Annotated in this window: 13 protein-coding genes; 7 read left to right on the forward strand and 6 right to left on the reverse strand. The window is 71.3% G+C overall.

Going from position 1 to position 15,484, the window contains the following annotated elements:
* Positions 1–249 precede the first annotated feature (249 nt).
* A complete protein-coding gene (locus ACIP37_RS02195; protein ID WP_400804183.1) occupies positions 250–2,472 on the reverse strand; it encodes a (Fe-S)-binding protein in 2,223 nt (740 codons plus the stop codon).
* A gap of 340 nt (positions 2,473–2,812) precedes the next feature.
* Here ACIP37_RS02195 and dnaK point away from each other — a divergent pair, with 340 nt between their 5' ends.
* The 5 genes from dnaK (at position 2,813) to ACIP37_RS02220 (ending at position 8,407) form a co-directional block, all read left to right on the forward strand.
* Positions 2,813–4,645, forward strand: a complete 1,833-nt coding sequence (gene dnaK, locus ACIP37_RS02200) for a molecular chaperone DnaK (RefSeq protein ID WP_350876573.1) — start codon at positions 2,813–2,815, stop codon at positions 4,643–4,645.
* A complete protein-coding gene (grpE, locus tag ACIP37_RS02205) occupies positions 4,642–5,277 on the forward strand; it encodes a nucleotide exchange factor GrpE (protein ID WP_063348542.1) in 636 nt (211 codons plus the stop codon). The genes dnaK and grpE overlap by 4 nt, the downstream gene beginning before the upstream one ends.
* 238 nt (positions 5,278–5,515) lie before the next feature.
* Positions 5,516–6,673, forward strand: a complete 1,158-nt coding sequence (gene dnaJ, locus ACIP37_RS02210) for a molecular chaperone DnaJ (protein WP_363579807.1) — start codon at positions 5,516–5,518, stop codon at positions 6,671–6,673.
* 7 nt (positions 6,674–6,680) lie between these two features.
* Positions 6,681–7,205 (forward strand): heat shock protein transcriptional repressor HspR, encoded by a 525-nt coding sequence (locus ACIP37_RS02215; protein ID WP_363579808.1) that lies wholly within the window; start codon positions 6,681–6,683, stop codon positions 7,203–7,205.
* 263 nt (positions 7,206–7,468) lie between these two features.
* Positions 7,469–8,407 carry a hypothetical protein gene (locus tag ACIP37_RS02220; protein WP_400843155.1) on the forward strand — a complete coding sequence of 313 codons (939 nt, stop codon included), beginning with the start codon at positions 7,469–7,471 and terminating at the stop codon, positions 8,405–8,407.
* A gap of 18 nt (positions 8,408–8,425) precedes the next feature.
* Here ACIP37_RS02220 and ACIP37_RS02225 read toward each other — a convergent pair whose 3' ends face one another.
* The gene (locus ACIP37_RS02225; RefSeq protein ID WP_363579810.1) at positions 8,426–8,602 is read right to left on the reverse strand and encodes a hypothetical protein; all 177 of its coding nucleotides are present in this window, start codon (positions 8,600–8,602) and stop codon (positions 8,426–8,428) included.
* A 352-nt stretch (positions 8,603–8,954) separates the two neighbouring features.
* Here ACIP37_RS02225 and ACIP37_RS02230 point away from each other — a divergent pair, with 352 nt between their 5' ends.
* Positions 8,955–9,581: a hypothetical protein gene (locus tag ACIP37_RS02230; protein ID WP_063348539.1), complete on the forward strand. Its 627-nt coding sequence runs from the start codon at positions 8,955–8,957 to the stop codon at positions 9,579–9,581.
* Between the two features lie 7 nt (positions 9,582–9,588).
* On the opposite strand, the gene ACIP37_RS02235 is transcribed toward ACIP37_RS02230, so the two are convergent.
* The 4 genes from ACIP37_RS02235 to ACIP37_RS02250 form a co-directional block, all read right to left on the reverse strand.
* Positions 9,589–10,566: a LuxR C-terminal-related transcriptional regulator gene (locus ACIP37_RS02235; RefSeq protein WP_400804190.1), complete on the reverse strand. Its 978-nt coding sequence runs from the start codon at positions 10,564–10,566 to the stop codon at positions 9,589–9,591.
* Entirely contained in the window at positions 10,566–11,555 is a 990-nt protein-coding gene (locus ACIP37_RS02240; protein WP_400804193.1) for a LuxR C-terminal-related transcriptional regulator, read from the reverse strand. Before ACIP37_RS02240 ends, ACIP37_RS02235 begins: the two co-directional genes overlap by 1 nt.
* 90 nt (positions 11,556–11,645) lie before the next feature.
* Positions 11,646–12,635, reverse strand: a complete 990-nt coding sequence (locus tag ACIP37_RS02245; RefSeq protein WP_363579813.1) for a LuxR C-terminal-related transcriptional regulator — start codon at positions 12,633–12,635, stop codon at positions 11,646–11,648.
* A 580-nt stretch (positions 12,636–13,215) separates the two neighbouring features.
* On the reverse strand, positions 13,216–14,355 hold the full coding sequence (locus ACIP37_RS02250) for a TDT family transporter (protein WP_400804196.1): 1,140 nt from the start codon (positions 14,353–14,355) through the stop codon (positions 13,216–13,218).
* A gap of 70 nt (positions 14,356–14,425) precedes the next feature.
* Here ACIP37_RS02250 and ACIP37_RS02255 point away from each other — a divergent pair, with 70 nt between their 5' ends.
* Positions 14,426–15,412 carry a LysR family transcriptional regulator gene (locus ACIP37_RS02255; RefSeq protein ID WP_400843158.1) on the forward strand — a complete coding sequence of 329 codons (987 nt, stop codon included), beginning with the start codon at positions 14,426–14,428 and terminating at the stop codon, positions 15,410–15,412.
* Positions 15,413–15,484 lie beyond the last annotated feature (72 nt).

A 15,484-nucleotide genomic window follows, 5' to 3' on the forward strand; every position in this document is an offset into this window, starting at 1 on the left:
GGTGGTCAGGACCCGTCCGGCCGTCCGGAACGGGTCGACCGGCGCGAGGCCGGTCTGCCGCCTACTGTATTTCCTCCCAACGGGCGGACACTCAGGCGGCCGTGCGATTGGCACCACTCCCCTACGGGTCCCGCCCCGGATCCGCCCCCGGTCCGGCCCGTCCCGGCCCCCCAAAAGCCAGGCCCGGCGGGCGCTCTCGCGGCGACCACCGGGCCGGGCAGTTGTAGCAGAACTGTCGAACAGAGGACGCTACGCGTCCACCGTCGCAGGCTCCTCGGCGGCGGCCGGCGGGGTCGCCTTCACCGAGTCGAGCAGCAGCTGGGCGACGTCGACCACCTTCAGGTGCTCCTTGGCGGCGCCCTCGTTCTTCTTGCCGTTGACCGAGTCGGAGAGCATCACCAGGCAGAACGGGCAGGCGGTGGAGACGATGTCCGGGTTGAGGGACAGCGCCTCGTCCACGCGCTCGGTGTTGATCCGCTTGCCGATGCGCTCCTCCATCCACATCCGGGCACCGCCGGCGCCGCAGCAGAAGCCGCGCTCCTTGTGCCGGTGCATCTCCTGCTGACGCAGACCGGGGACCTTGTCCATGATCTCGCGCGGCGGGCTGTAGACCTTGTTGTGGCGGCCCAGGTAGCAGGGGTCGTGGTAGGTGATCAGGCCCTCGACCGGGTTGACCGGGACGAGCTTGCCCTCGTCGATCAGGTGCTGCAGCAGCTGGGTGTGGTGGATGACCTCGAAGTGGCCGCCCAGCTGCGGGTACTCGTTGGCGATGGTGTTGAAGCAGTGCGGGCAGGTGGCGACGATCCGCTTGACCGGCGCGTCCTCCAGGGCCGCGTTCAGCGTCTCGACGTTCTGCGCGCCGAGCATCTGGAAGAGGAACTCGTTGCCCAGCCGGCGGGCGGAGTCACCGGTGCAGGACTCCTCCTTGCCGAGGATGGCGAACTTCACGCCCGCGGTGTGCAGCAGCTCGGCGAAGGCCTTGGTGGTCTTCTTGGCGCGGTCCTCCAGGGCGCCGGCGCAGCCGACCCAGTAGAGGTACTCGACCTCGGCGGGGTCGATGTCCTCGCCGATCACCGGCACCTCGATGCCGGTCTCCTTCTTGAGCTCCTTGACCCAGTCCAGGCGGGCCTTGGTGGCCATGCCCCACGGGTTGCCCTTGTTCTCCAGGTTCTTGAGCATCGTCCCGGCCTCGGTCGGGAACGAGGACTCGATCATCACCTGGTAGCGGCGCATGTCGACGATGTGGTCGATGTGCTCGATGTCCACCGGGCACTGCTCGACGCAGGCGCCGCAGGTGGTGCAGGACCACAGGACGTCCGGGTCGATGACGCCGTTCTCCTCGGCGGTGCCGATCAGCGGGCGCTCGGCCTCGGCCAGGGCGGCCGCCGGGACGTCCTTGAGCTGCTCGGCGGTGGCCTTCTCCTCGCTCTCCATGTCCTTGCCGCCACCGGCCAGCAGGTAGGGCGCCTTGCCGAAGGCGTGCTCGCGCAGGCCCATGATCAGCAGCTTCGGCGAGAGCGGCTTGCCGGTGTTCCAGGCGGGGCACTGCGACTGGCAGCGGCCGCACTCGGTGCAGGTGGAGAAGTCGAGGATGCCCTTCCAGGAGAAGTGCTCGACCTGGGAGACGCCGAACACGGCGTCGTCGGCCGGGTCCTCGAAGTCGATCGGCTGACCGCCGCTGGTCATCGGACGCAGGGCGCCGAGCGCGGTGCCGCCGTCCTCCTCGCGCTTGAAGTAGATGTTGAAGAAGCCGAGGAAGCGGTGCCAGGCCACGCCCATCGAGGGGTTGATGCCGATGGTGGTCGCCCACGCGAACGAGATGCAGATCTTCAGCATCGCGAAGAGGTAGATCAGGTTCTCCAGCGTGCCGTGCGACAGGCCGCTGAAGGCGGAGACCAGCGGGTACGAGACCAGGTGCTCGGGCCCGTACGAGTCGACGCCGTTGAGGGCGCCCTCAAGGGCGCGCAGCATCAGGATGCAGAGGCCGATGCCGAGGATCGTGTACTCGACGTAGAAGGCCTGCCAGGCGATCGAGCCGGCGAAGCGGGACTTGCGGCCGGACCGGGACGGCAGGCTGAGCAGCCGGATCACGATCAGCGTCGCGATGCCCAGCGTGGTGAGGGTGCCGACGAGCTCGACGAAGAGCTGCCAGAGCATCCAGTGGCCGATGATCGGCAGCGCGAACTCGGCGTCGAAGAGCTGGCCGAAGGCGTTGACGATGGTCAGCACCAGGCTGAAGAAGCCGACCGCGACGAACCAGTGGGCGATGCCCACGATCCCCCAGCGGTTCATCCGGGTGTGTCCGACGAACTCGACCGCGACGGTCTTCACCCGCTGGGCGGGCTGACCGAAGCGGGTGGGGTCCGGCTGGCCGGTCCGTACCACTTTGTAGATGTACAGCGCCGCACGGGCGGCGAGCGCGGTGCCGATCACGAACGTGACCAGCGAGATGACGATCGCTGCTAGCTGCATCGGCTCTCCGTCTCCTGCGGCTTGCTGTTGAGCGGTCTTTGAACGGTCTTGCGTGGAAGGGATTGTACTCGCCGGTAACTTTCCGGGCCGACGGCCCGGACATTACCGCCCACCACCAGTCCTCCAGAAGGTTCCCAAGCTATGGCGGCAGTCACGTGGCGCCACACGCGCCGCGGCCGGCGACCACGGCCACGACCAAGGCCACGGGAAGTCGCTGCGGCCGCGGGAAGGAGACCGCTCAGCAAAGTTGAGCGGCAGCGACTCATCCCTGTTGACGACACCCATCCGGTCATGCATCCTTGAGCCTGTAAAGCTCAACTCTTCCGTGGAGGTATTTACGATGGCACGCGCGGTCGGCATCGACCTCGGTACGACGAACTCGGTCGTCAGCGTTCTGGAGGGTGGCGAGCCCACCGTCATCACGAACGCCGAGGGCGCGCGGACCACGCCGTCCGTCGTCGCTTTCGCGAAGAACGGCGAGGTCCTGGTCGGCGAGGTGGCCAAGCGTCAGGCGGTCACCAACGTCGATCGCACCATTCGCTCGGTCAAGCGCCACATGGGCACCGGGTGGAAGATCAACCTGGACGGCAAGGACTTCAACCCGCAGCAGATCAGCGCCTTCGTGCTGCAGAAGCTGAAGCGGGACGCCGAGGCCTACCTGGGTGAGACCGTCACCGACGCCGTCATCACCGTTCCGGCGTACTTCTCCGACTCCGAGCGCCAGGCCACCAAGGAGGCCGGTGAGATCGCGGGCCTCAACGTCCTGCGCATCGTCAACGAGCCGACCGCGGCCGCCCTGGCCTACGGCCTCGACAAGGACGACCAGACCATCCTGGTCTTCGACCTCGGCGGCGGCACCTTCGACGTCTCCCTGCTGGAGATCGGCGACGGGGTCGTCGAGGTGAAGGCCACCAACGGTGACAACCACCTCGGTGGTGACGACTGGGACCAGAAGGTCGTCGACCACCTGGTCAAGGTCTTCCAGGCCGGCCACGGCGTCGACCTGTCCAAGGACAAGATGGCCCTGCAGCGTCTGCGCGAGGCCGCCGAGAAGGCCAAGATCGAGCTGTCCTCGTCCTCCGAGACCTCGATCAACCTGCCCTACATCACGGCCTCCGCCGAGGGCCCGCTGCACCTGGACGAGAAGCTCACCCGCGCCCAGTTCCAGCAGCTCACCTCCGACCTGCTGGAGCGCTGCAAGGTCCCGTTCCACAACGTGATCAAGGACGCCGGCATCTCGCTCTCCGAGATCGACCACGTCGTCCTGGTCGGCGGCTCGACCCGCATGCCCGCCGTCGCCGAGCTCGTCCGCGAGCTGACCGGCGGCAAGGACGCCAACAAGGGCGTCAACCCGGACGAGGTCGTCGCCATCGGCGCCGCGCTCCAGGCCGGTGTCCTCAAGGGCGAGGTCAAGGACGTCCTGCTGCTCGACGTCACCCCGCTGTCCCTCGGCATCGAGACCAAGGGCGGCATCATGACCAAGCTGATCGAGCGCAACACCACGATCCCGACCAAGCGCTCCGAGATCTTCACCACGGCCGAGGACAACCAGCCGTCCGTGCAGATCCAGGTCTACCAGGGCGAGCGCGAGATCGCGGCGTACAACAAGAAGCTGGGCATGTTCGAGCTGACCGGCCTGCCGCCGGCGCCGCGCGGCCTGCCGCAGATCGAGGTCACCTTCGACATCGATGCCAACGGCATCATGCACGTCGGCGCGAAGGACCTCGGCACCGGCAAGGAGCAGAAGATGACCGTCACCGGCGGCTCCGCGCTGCCGAAGGACGACATCGAGCGCATGATGCGCGAGGCCGAGCAGTACGCGGAGGAGGACCACAAGCGCCGCGAGTCCGTCGAGACCCGCAACTCCGCCGAGCAGCTCGTCTACTCGACCGAGAAGTTCATCGCCGACAACACCGACAAGCTCCCCGCCGACGTCAAGGCCGAGGTCGAGACCGCCATCGGCGAGCTCAAGGAGGCCCTGAAGGGCGAGGACATCGCGAAGATCCGCGAAGCCTCGGAGAAGGTCTCCACCACCGCGCAGAAGCTCGGCCAGGCGCTGTACGCCAACGCCGACGCCGCCGCCCCGGCCGGCGAGTCCACCCAGGCCAAGGACGACGACGTCGTCGACGCCGAGATCGTGGACGACGAGAAGCCCAAGGGCGGTGCGGCATGACGGACAAGCCGCAGGGCGGCAAGCCCGGCGACGACTCCGCCGCCGACGAGGCTGTGATCAAGGCCGCCGAGGAGGCCGCCGCAGCCGGCGCCGCCGACTCCGGCTCCGGTGCGGGCTCCGACGAACTCGCCACTGCCAAGCGGGAGTCGGCCGAGCGCACCGCCGACCTGCAGCGCCTGCAGGCCGAGTACCAGAACTACCGCAAGCGGGTCGAGCGCGACCGGCTGACGGTCCGCGAGATCGCGGTCTCCAACATCCTGGAGTCCCTGATCCCGGTGCTCGACGACATCGGCCGCGCCCGCGAGCACGGCGAGGTCACCGGCGGCTTCAAGTCCGTCGCCGAGTCCCTGGAGACGGTCGTCGCCAAGCTGGGCCTCCAGCAGTTCGGCAAGGAGGGCGAGCCCTTCGACCCGACCATGCACGAGGCGCTGATGCACAGCTACTCCTCGGACGTCACCGAGGACACCTGCGTGCAGATCCTCCAGCCCGGCTACCGCATCGGCGAGCGGATCATCCGCCCCGCCATGGTCGCCGTCGCGGAGCCCCAGCCGGGCACCCAGACCACGGCCGCGCCCGACGGCGAGGCGAAGTCCGGGGACGCGGACAAGTCCGACGGTGGTTCGGACAGCTGACAACCTGTGACAGCTGACAACCAGTGCGCTGCGGAGTCGTACGCCGGCCAGTACGGCGGCCGGCTCCGCAGCGCGCTGTCAACAGCGCCCGGTGAAGCGGCTGTTGACAGCGCAGCGACGATGGACATCGGGAGGTGGCGGCAGCTATGAGCAAGCGCAGCGAGCGAATCGTTGAAAAACGAATCGTTGAAAGGCGCGTGTTGCGCGGAGCGGCTGCCGAGCGGAGCGAGGTGGACGCATGAGTGGCAAGGACTACGTGGAGAAGGACTACTACAAGGTCCTCGGCGTGCCCAAGGACGCCACCGCCGCCGAGATCAAGAAGACCTACCGCAAGCTCGCGCGCGAGTTCCACCCGGACGCCAACAAGGGTGACGTCAAGGCCGAGGAACGCTTCAAGGACATCTCCGAGGCCTACGACGTCCTGTCCGACGAGAAGCGCCGCAAGGAGTACGACGAGGCCCGCAGCCTCTTCGCCAACGGCGGCTTCCGGGCCGGCGGACCCGGCCAGGGCAACGGCAGCTACAACTTCGACTTCGGCGACCTCTTCAGCGGCAGCCAGAACACCGGCAGCGGCGGGCTCGGCGACGTCTTCGGCGGGCTCTTCAACCGCGGCGGCGGCCGGCAGGCCCAGCCCCGGCGCGGCGCCGACGTCGAGACCGAGGTGACCCTCGCCTTCGACGAGGCCGTCGACGGTGCGACCGTCCCGCTGCGGATGACCAGCCAGGCCCCCTGCCGCAGCTGCAACGGCACCGGCGCCAAGTCCGGCACCACCCCGCGGGTCTGCCCGACCTGCGTCGGCGCCGGCACCGTCAGCCGCGGCCAGGGCGCGTTCGCGCTCTCCGAGCCGTGCAAGGACTGCCGCGGGCGCGGCATGATCGTCGACGACCCGTGCGTCGACTGCCACGGCAGCGGCCGGGCCAGCTCCGCCCACACCATGCAGGTCCGCATCCCGGCCGGCGTCCAGGACGCCCAGCGCATCCGGCTCAAGGGCAAGGGCGCCCAGGGCGAACGCGGCGGACAGCCCGGCGACCTCTACGTCACCGTGCACGTCGGCCCGCACCCCGTCTTCGGGCGCAAGGGGGACAACCTCACCGTCACCGTCCCCGTCACCTTCCCCGAGGCCACCCTCGGCGCCACCATCGAGGTGCCCACGCTGAACGGGCCGGCCGTGAAGCTGAAGCTGCCCCCCGGCAGCGCCAACGGCCTCACCATGCGCGCCCGCGGCAAGGGTGCCACCCGCAAGGACGGCACCCGCGGCGACCTCCTCGTCACCGTCGAGGTCGTGGTGCCGCGGCACGTCACCGGGGACGCGCTGAACGCCCTGGAGCAGTACCGCGAGGCCACCGCCTCCGACGACCCACGAGCCGCCCTGTTCCGGGCGGCGAAGGGAGCGTGACGACCAGATGATCCCCGACAGCCCCATCGGCCCCGGCATCGGTGAAGGCCTGCCCGGCATCGGCTCCGGCCTGCCCGGCGACGGCCGCCGCACCCGGCGGCCCACCGCCCCGCCGCAGTACGTCCTCACCGAGGACACCCCGGTGTACGTCATCTCCGTCGCCGCCGAGCTCTCCGGCCTGCACCCGCAGACCCTCCGCCAGTACGACCGCCTCGGTCTGGTCAGCCCCGACCGCACCGCCGGCCGGGGCCGCCGCTACTCCGCGCGCGACATCCAGCAGCTGCGCGAGGTCCAGCGGCTCTCCCAGGACGAGGGCATCAACCTGGCCGGCATCAAGCGGATCATCGAGCTGGAGAACCAGGTCACCGCGCTCCAGTCCCGCATCGGCGAACTGGTCGACTCCCTCGAAGGCGCCACCAGCGCCCTCCAGCAGCGCGAGGCCGCCGTCCACGCCTCCTACCGCCGCGACCTCGTCCCCTACCAGCCCCCCACCCAGTCCAGCGCCCTGGTCGTCTGGCGCCCCAAACGCTGAGACTTGGCTGAACACCTCCGGCCGCCGGCTCCCCTCCACCCGGGGGGTGCCGGCGGCTTGATCGTGGTGAGAGAGTGCTGTCGAACAAATCTGGCCGCCCTCACCGATGCCACCCGATCTGGCATGCTGCACTGCGATTCCGGTATTGGTGCCCGGCAGGTAGTGCAGACACGGCCACGGCAAGGAGCCCGCAGATGAGTGGACGAGAACAGCCCAGTACCGCCGCGATTGGGCCCTCCGTCCTCTCGAAAGAAGCGCGGGAGTTGTATCTGGCGGTCATCCGCGAGAACGGACGGCTTCCGAAGGACTCCGACCTCGCCAGGGCGGGCGGGGCCCAGGAGGAGTTGGTGGCCATAGGCCTTCTGGTCGCCGACACCGACGAGCCCGGTGTCCTCGTCGCGGTCGACCCCCAGCAGCTGTCCGAGAGCCTCTCCGTGACCTGGCAGCGCCAGGCGCTCGACCTGCTCACCCGCGCGTCGGCCCTCGCCACCGATCTCCACGACCTGACGGCCGCCTACCACTCACCGGAGCAGGCCGGCGGCGCGATCGAGTACGTGCGGGGGAAGGTGCTGATCAACCAGCGGGTGCAGCAGATCGTCGCCAGCGCCTCGGAGGAGATCCTCGCCGCCCAACCCGGCGGGCCGCGCCCGTCGGAGGCGCTCACCGGCATCCTCACCCGCGACCTCGAAGCCCTCCGCCTGGGCATCACGCTCAGGACGATCTACCACCCGAGCACCCGGTACCACGCTCCCACCAGGGAATACGTGGCCACGATAACCAAGGCCGGCGGGCGGTTCCGGACGCTGGAGGAGCCCTACACGCGATTGATCGTCATCGATCGCCGAATCGCGGTCATCCCCATCGCCGAGGACCTCAATCTGGCTGCCTTCGTGCACGATCGGGCCGTCATCAGCTACCTGATCAGCGAGATCTTCGAGCGGAACTGGAGCCGGGCGCTGGACTTCGACGGCGCGCGCGCCGTTCCGCAGCAGGTGGTCTCCGGGATGCGGCAGACGATCATCGACCTCATGCTCGAAGGCGTGAACCACCGGGTGATCGCCCGCAGACTCGGCATCAGTGAAAGGACGCTCGCGCGGCACCTGGCCGAGATGCGCGACGAGCACAATGTCGAGTCGCTCTTCCAACTCGGGTACGCATTGGCCAGGAACAGCGTTCCGACCGACTCCGACAGCTATCACTGACCAAGCGTCGCGGCGGTCTCAGTTCCAGATCGTGTCATTGGCCAGCGCCATGGTCTTCGGCGCTGCCGCATCGTGGGAAACCCCGATGTTCCAGATCGTGTCGTCGGCCGGACTCGAACCGCTGCTGATGAAAAGCGCCAGACCCACAACGACTGGAACCAGGACAAACCGCACCACCCGGCGTATCCGAGACATGGTGCCCCCTCTCTTTGTTTAAGACTTGACGCGGGTACCCAGCCATTGTTTCGAACAACCTGCCACATAATGCCGCAAGCCCATGCCGGAAGCCAGGGGGCCTGCTACCCCAGTGCGTCATCTCTCTGCCAGGCATCGAGATGACACCACGGCTCTGTGGACGGTGGCGACGGTCGACAGAGACGATCAGTGCACTCCCCAACCCCTCTCGCGGGAGGGGGAAGACGGGGACACCACAAACAACATGTCCATGACTAGTTCGTTTCGACCACAACGAATGCACAGCAGCATTCCGATAGTCACCACCCAACGGGGCGATCGGCCTGGTTGGCACCTATCCCCGGAGTCGACAATGAGTGAGCCCTACCTGCGAGAGCACGCCGGACAGACCCCCGAGGGCCGGCGTGCGCGTGTGTTCCTGGCCGCGCCGCTGATGCGGCTGACCGGGCCCGCGGACAGTGTGGTGACGCTCGCCAGCCGGACGCGGCTGACGACGCTCCGTACCACCCTGCTCCGCAGCGGTGCCGCCGTGTACAGCGCGCACCACAGTGATGCCTGGACCGTCGCCGGGCAGGCGCCGGAGCCCCGGGTGCCGTCCGACTTCCGGGCCCTGCAGTCCGCGGACCTCGTGTTCGCCTACGTCGGGGCGCCGCTGTCGGCCGGGGTGAGCCTGGAGCTGGGGTGGGCGTCGGCGCTGCGGAAGCCGATCGTCCTCCTCGTCGACGAGGCCATCACGCACAACCCGCTGATCGCCACCATCGAGCAGGTCGCCCCCGTCCTGCCGCTGGTCTTCGACGACACCTGGTCGCAGGAGGCCCTCAACCACACCGTGGAGACCGCGCTCGACTGGGCCGGCATGGCGCTGTCCCTGCGCGAGGGCTTCTGGACCGCCCCCGGTGAGCAGTTCAACGTCCCCCGGCAGCAGCCCCCCGTCGTCGGCCGGGCCGGCTACTGGCCGACCAGCGCCGCCACCGGCTGAACAGCGCTCACCCATCGGGCTCCCCCGTCCGGGCGCCCCGCAGCTGCCAGCCCAGCTGGAACAGCGTCTCCGCGTCGTGCAGTTCGCGCAGCCGGGCGATGTGGCCGGCCACCGTCCGCTCGCTGAGGCCGAGGCGGCCGGCGATGGCGCGCTGGGTGAGGCCCTGGGCGAGGAGCCGGCCGACCTGCTCGTGGGCCGTCGACTCGGGAGCGGACGCCTGGTCGGCGCTCCAGAGGAGGCGGCCCGAGCGGGCCCAGTCCCGTTCGAACACGGCCAGGAAATGGTCGACGGTCGCCGGATCCTCGATGAAGGTCGCGCTCCGGAGGTCGTCGGCGGACTGGAGCACGGCGATCCGGCGGTCGAAGATGTGCAGGTGGCGGAACGGCTCGGCCAGGACCCGGAAGCGGGCGCCCAGTTCGGTGCCGCGGGCGGTGTGGTCGGCGGTCGCCTGGTCCCGGACGGCGCCGGGTGCGTAGATCACCCGGATCCGGCCGCCCCGGCCGCAGAACCGGCCGATCCGTTCCAGGGCCTCCTCCAACTGGTGGGCGTGGCGGGGCCGGCCGGGCTGGGCGACGAGGATCTCCTGGCGACAGGCCGCCTCCACCTCGGTGAACCGCCGGATGACCGCGCCGAGGCCCTGGACGTGATGCACCGTACCGGCGCGGTCGGTCGGGCGCGGGGCCGTGTCGTAGGCCTTGGTCAGGTCGTCGAGGGCCTGCGGGAGTTGGGCGGCCTGGACGAGCAGCCGGGTGCCTTCGGCCCGGAGCTCGGCACTGATCCGGTCGCCGACCGTCCGCGGGTTGACGGCGGTGCAGACGTCGGATTCGGGCCGGGCGAGCAGCAGCCCGAGCGCGAGCAGGTGTTCCAGGGCCGGTCGGTCGGCGTCGGCCACCTCGGCCCGGTCGATCCAGCCGCCGCGCCGGAGGATGCGCAGGTACAGGTCGTGTGCGGCCTGGTCGGGCCGCTCGGCGCCGCGCCTGTGCATCACGGCACCCGCCGACGGGCGGCGTCGGCCGCCGACCGGAGCTGCCAGCCGAGTTGGAAGAGCGTCTCGGCGTCGTACAGTTCGCGCAGCCGGGCGATGTGGCCGGCCACCGTGCGTTCGCTCAGGCCGAGGCGGGTGGCGATGGCGCGCTGGGTGAGGCCCTGGGCGAGGAAACGGCCGACCTGGTCGGGCAGGGAATCGGCTGGTTCGGTGGCTTCCGGGCCACGGGACCAGCGGACCCGGGCGGCGCGCTGCCAGTCGCGTTCGAAGGCGTCGGCCATGAAGTCGACCACCACCGGGTCCTCGACGAAGGCCGCGCGGCTGTTGTCGGACGCGGCGGGGATGACGGCCACCTTCCGGTCGTAGATCAGGACCCGCCGGAACGGCTCGCCCAGCACCCGGTACCGGCAGCCGATCTCGGCGGACGCGGCGGCGAAGGCGGCGGTCGCCGGGTCTGCGGCCGCCGCCGGCTCGTAGATGCCCCGGACGGTGCCGCCGCGCTCGGCGAGCCGCCGCATCCGGTCGAGGGCGTCCGGGAGCCCCTCGACGGGCCGGGCACCGCCGGGCTGGGCGGACAGCATCTCCTGCGAGCACTCGGCGTCGAGTTGGGCCAGGCGCAGGCGGATCTGTTCGAAGCCGTGCACGTACGTGACATCGACGGAGCACTCGGGGTGGCGCGGCGTGACGTCGAAGGCCTGCGCCAACTCGGCGAACCGCTCGGGCGCTTCGTCCGCCCTGGCCAGCAGTTCGCCACCCACGGAACGCAGTTCGGACCCGATCCGGCCGATGACGACACGCGGGTTCACCGCGGCGTAGGCCGCGTCCTCGACCCTCGGGACGACCAGTCCGAGGTCGAGCAACCGCCCCAGGACCGGTTCGTCACCCGGAGTCAGGTCGGCCGCCCGGAGGATGCCGCCGTTGCCGACGACGGCGAGGTACAGCGCCCGGGCGGCGTCGTCGGGCAGGGGGGAGGTCGACGGGTCGGTCATGGGGATCCCCCCGGAGCCGCCCGCCGAGGGGGAAGAGGGTGCGGGCGCGGGGCGGGCCGGTCGGCTGGGGCCCGCTCGGCGGGGCCGGGTTCATCGGTCATCGCGGGCGCCTCTCATCAGCCAGCCGAGTTGGAAGAGGGTCTGGGCGCCGTGGCGGTCGCGGAGGCGGGAGATGTGGGCCGCGACGGTGCGTTCGCTGAGGCCGAGGCGGGTGGCGACGGCGCGCTGGGTGAGGCCTCGGGCGAGGAGCCGGCCGACCCGGTCGGGGATGGTGCGGGTGGGGCCGAGGGCGGCGGAGGTTTCGGCGGTTTCGGCGCGGGCCCAGTCGCGTTCGAAGGCGCCGACCAGGAAGGTGATGGCGGCCGGGTCGGTGATGAAGGCGGCGGTGCTGTTGTCGTCGTTGGCGGAGATCACGGCGACGGTGCGGTCGAAGACGAGCAGCCGCTGGAACGGCTCGTCGAGGACACGGATGAGGGAGCCGTGCTGGGTGACCTCTTCGACGTAGGCGAGGGCGGGCGGGTCGGCGAGGGCGACGGGCTGGTAGATGGTGCGCAGGGAGCAGCCGCGCTGGAGCAGGTGGAGGTCCTGGAGGAGGGCGACTTGCAGGGTGCCAGCGGGGCGGTGGCCGGGTTGGGCGGCGAGGACTTCGGAGCGGCAGTCGGAGGCGAGCTGGGAGATCCGCTGGCGGATGTGGACGTGGCCCTCGACGTGGACGGCGCCGCCGGCCCGGCCGGAGGGCCGGGGCATCGCGTCGTAGGCGCGGGTGAGGCCGTCGAGGGCGCCCGGGAGGTTCTCCGCGCGGACCAGCAGCCTGGTCGCCTCGCTGCGGAGTTCGGCGCCCAGGCGGTCGGTGACGGAGCGCGGGCTGACGGCGGTGTAGCAGTGGTCCATCGGGTTGGCGATGAGCAGGCCGAGGTCGACGAGCTGCTGGAGCGCGGCCTGGCCGGTGTCCTGGGTGTCGGTGAACGGGATGCGGCCGCCCCGGGCGAGGATCGCCAGGTACAGCTGCCGGGCGGCCTCGTCGGGTTCCTCGCCCGGTGGCTGCCCGTGCTGCGGCGCGACCGCCGGTTCCGCCGTCACGTCGCACACTCCCTGCCGGATGCTTCTCCCTCGTCGCCGCGCCCGCGCCGTCGGGCGCGGGGCTCGGCGGTCACGGTACCGGGCTCGACGTCGGCCCCCGGGGCCCGGGTGCCGTCGCACTCCGGGGTGTCCTGGGGGCCGACGTCGCCACGCCCGTGCCCAGGCGCTTCCGTCGAGGCGGAGCAGCAACGCCTCGACGGCTCCGGTTCCGGGGGCCATCACCACACATGGCGCCCCGGCCGGCGCTCTTCCCCCCCGTTTCACGCGTGCGGGACGTTGCACCCGTGGTCAGTTCCGAAGAGCAAGTCGCCACCATCGGGCTGCGGTGCCCGGACGGCCTGGCGTGACTCCACCCTCACAGCGTGACGGCCGGTGAACAAGTGTCGCCCGAGTGCAGGTTCGCGCAATTGCAGCTATCTGCACGACGGGTACGGCGGGAGGGGTCGAGCGGCGGGCCGGGTTCCGGTAAAGGCCGAGGCCAGCGCGGTGCCCGGGTGGTCACCGCCCGTACGGTCGGTCGGCCGTGCGCGGTCGGGCCGCGGGTGCGGGTTCCTGCAACGGCGGCGTGCCGCGGGAGGAGTCAGGCACGCCCCAGCAGGCGTCCCCGGGCGAGCCCGGCGGCGGTCCCGCCGGCGGCGAGCACCCAGGCGGTGGCCAGCAGCAGGTAGAGCCCGGCGGCGATCGCGGTGAAGCCGCCGAACCCGGTGTGCCGGGCGAGCGCGGAGGCGCCGGTGACGCAGGTGCCGATCGGGAAGGTGTACGCCCACCAGGTCATCGCGAACGGCATGCCGGCCCGGCGGGCGCGCAGGTTGGCGGTGAGCGCGACGGCCAGCCAGAGCATCGCGACGCCGAGCACCGCGACGCCGTACAGCTCCGCGAAGGGGAGCATGGCGGGGGCCAGCGCGGGCAGCACCGGGCGGGCGGCGTCGGCGAGTTGGTGGACGGCGGTGACGGACTGGCCGAGCGGGCCGAGCACCAGGAACAGCGAGGGGGTGAGCACCAGGGTGGGCAGCTTGCTGTGGAACAGCCCGGTGAAGACCACCGGCAGCAGCACCAGGGTGGCCAGCAGGCCGATCCCGAAGAGGGCCCAGCAGGCGTACAGCATGGCCTGCTGCGGCAGCCCGGCCGGCAGGTGCGGGACGAGGGCCGGGCCGGTGGCGGAGGCGACCAGCGGGGCGACCACCGGCAGCAGCCAGGTCGGGTTGGCTTCCAGGGCGGAAACCGGGTGCCGGGTGATCATCAGGTACGGGATGCCGCCGGCGACGGCCAGCGCGTACAGGGTGCCGACGCCCCACAGCACGGCGTCGACGGCGACCGCGGGGCCGGTGCCGATCACCCGGGAGCCGAGCAGCAGGGTGCCGAGGCCGACCGAGAGCAGGGCCATCGGCGGGCAGCCGTAGAAGACGGCGGTGGCCGGGTTGTCCAGCAGCTGGGTGCGGGCGGCCTCGCGGTGCCGGGTGAGGTGGACCAGCCGGGCCGCGCCCAGCACCAGCAGGGCCGCGAGTCCGAGCGCCCACATCACCTCGCCGAAGCCGATCAGCCCGGGCAGCCGGAGCGGCAGGACGGCCGCGCCGTTGCCCAGGATCGCGGTGCCCATGACGGCGGCGTACCAGTTGGGGCCGAGCTGGGCGAGGTCGAGGCGGGTACCCAGCGAGGAACGGGAGGGGCGGGAGGAACGGGAGGGGCGGGTGAGCGGGCGGGCATCGGCCAGGGTGGACATGGTTCCACCGTGCCGCCCCGCGCCGGGCTCCGGTAGCGCCCCGGGTTCTATGAGGACATAGCCTGGACCTATGGCCCTCTCCCCCCGCGTCCCCGAGCTCGGCGCCCTGGAACTGCTGCTCGCGGTGGCCCGGCTGGGCAGCGTCGGGCGGGCCGCGGCCGAACTGGGCGTGAGCCAGCCGACCGCCAGCGCGCGGATCAAGGGCATGGAGCGGCAGATCGGCGTCCCGCTGCTGGAGCGCTCGCCCCGGGGCAGCCGGCCGACCGAGGCGGGTCGGCTGGTGGTCGAGTGGGCCGGGCACGTGGTGGAGGCGGCGCAGGCGCTGGACGCCGGGATCGACGCGCTGCGCGAGCGGCGGGACGCCAAGCTGCGGGTGGTGGCCAGCCTGACCGTCGCCGAGTACCTGATGCCGGGCTGGCTGCTGGCCCTGGCCGAGGCCAGTCCGGGCACGGCGGTGACGCTGCGGACGGCGAACTCGGCGGAGGTCGCCGGGCACGTGCTGGCCGGGGACGCCGACCTCGGCTTCGTCGAGGGCCCGTCCACCCCGCCCGGGCTGGCCGGCGCGGTGGTGGCGGCGGACCGGCTGGTGGTCGTGGTGGCGCCCGGCCACCCGTGGGCGCGCCGCCGGGCGCCGCTGACCGGGCCGGAGCTGGCCGCCACCCCGCTGGTGCTGCGCGAGTCGGGCTCGGGCACCCGGGAGGTGCTGGAGATGGCGCTGGCGCCGTACGGGGGCACGGTGCGGCCCCGGCTGGAGCTGGCCTCGTCCACCGCGCTGAAGGCGGCGGCGATGACCGGGGCCGGGCCGGTCTGCCTGAGCGAGCTAGCGGTGATGGAGGAGTTGGCCGTCCGGCGGCTGGTGGCCGTGCCGCTGGCCGAGGGGCTGGACCTGCGACGGCCGCTGCGCGCGGTGTGGCCGGCCGGGCAGCGGCCGAGCGGGCCGGCCCGGGAACTGCTGGGGCTGACCCGCCGGACGCCCCGCGCGCAGCGGCCGCCCCGGGCGGAACGGGTGGAACGGGTGGAACGGGTGGAACGGGTGGAACGCGCGGAACGGGCGTAAGAACTTGAGCGGAATAGACTCAACTTAGTGCATGCTGTACGTAGCAGCGTTGAAGGACGACGAGGGAGGACC

The organism is Kitasatospora sp. NPDC088861, assembly GCF_044750105.1.
In the GTDB taxonomy this organism is placed as follows: Bacteria; Actinomycetota; Actinomycetes; order Streptomycetales; family Streptomycetaceae; genus Kitasatospora.

Bases quoted from the DNA above. Each gene is read 5' to 3' on its own strand.
- ACIP37_RS02215 (WP_363579808.1), top strand. From the start codon at position 6,681: ATGATCCCCGACAGCCCCATCGGCCCCGGCATCGGTGAAGGCCTGCCC.
- grpE (WP_063348542.1), top strand. From the start codon at position 4,642: ATGACGGACAAGCCGCAGGGCGGCAAGCCCGGCGACGACTCCGCCGCC.
- ACIP37_RS02255 (WP_400843158.1), top strand. From the start codon at position 14,426: ATGGCCCTCTCCCCCCGCGTCCCCGAGCTCGGCGCCCTGGAACTGCTG.
- ACIP37_RS02240 (WP_400804193.1), bottom strand. From the start codon at position 11,555: ATGACCGACCCGTCGACCTCCCCCCTGCCCGACGACGCCGCCCGGGCG.
- dnaJ (WP_363579807.1), top strand. From the start codon at position 5,516: ATGAGTGGCAAGGACTACGTGGAGAAGGACTACTACAAGGTCCTCGGC.
- ACIP37_RS02250 (WP_400804196.1), bottom strand. From the start codon at position 14,355: ATGTCCACCCTGGCCGATGCCCGCCCGCTCACCCGCCCCTCCCGTTCC.
- ACIP37_RS02230 (WP_063348539.1), top strand. From the start codon at position 8,955: ATGAGTGAGCCCTACCTGCGAGAGCACGCCGGACAGACCCCCGAGGGC.
- ACIP37_RS02235 (WP_400804190.1), bottom strand. From the start codon at position 10,566: ATGCACAGGCGCGGCGCCGAGCGGCCCGACCAGGCCGCACACGACCTG.
- dnaK (WP_350876573.1), top strand. From the start codon at position 2,813: ATGGCACGCGCGGTCGGCATCGACCTCGGTACGACGAACTCGGTCGTC.
- ACIP37_RS02225 (WP_363579810.1), bottom strand. From the start codon at position 8,602: ATGTCTCGGATACGCCGGGTGGTGCGGTTTGTCCTGGTTCCAGTCGTT.
- ACIP37_RS02195 (WP_400804183.1), bottom strand. From the start codon at position 2,472: ATGCAGCTAGCAGCGATCGTCATCTCGCTGGTCACGTTCGTGATCGGC.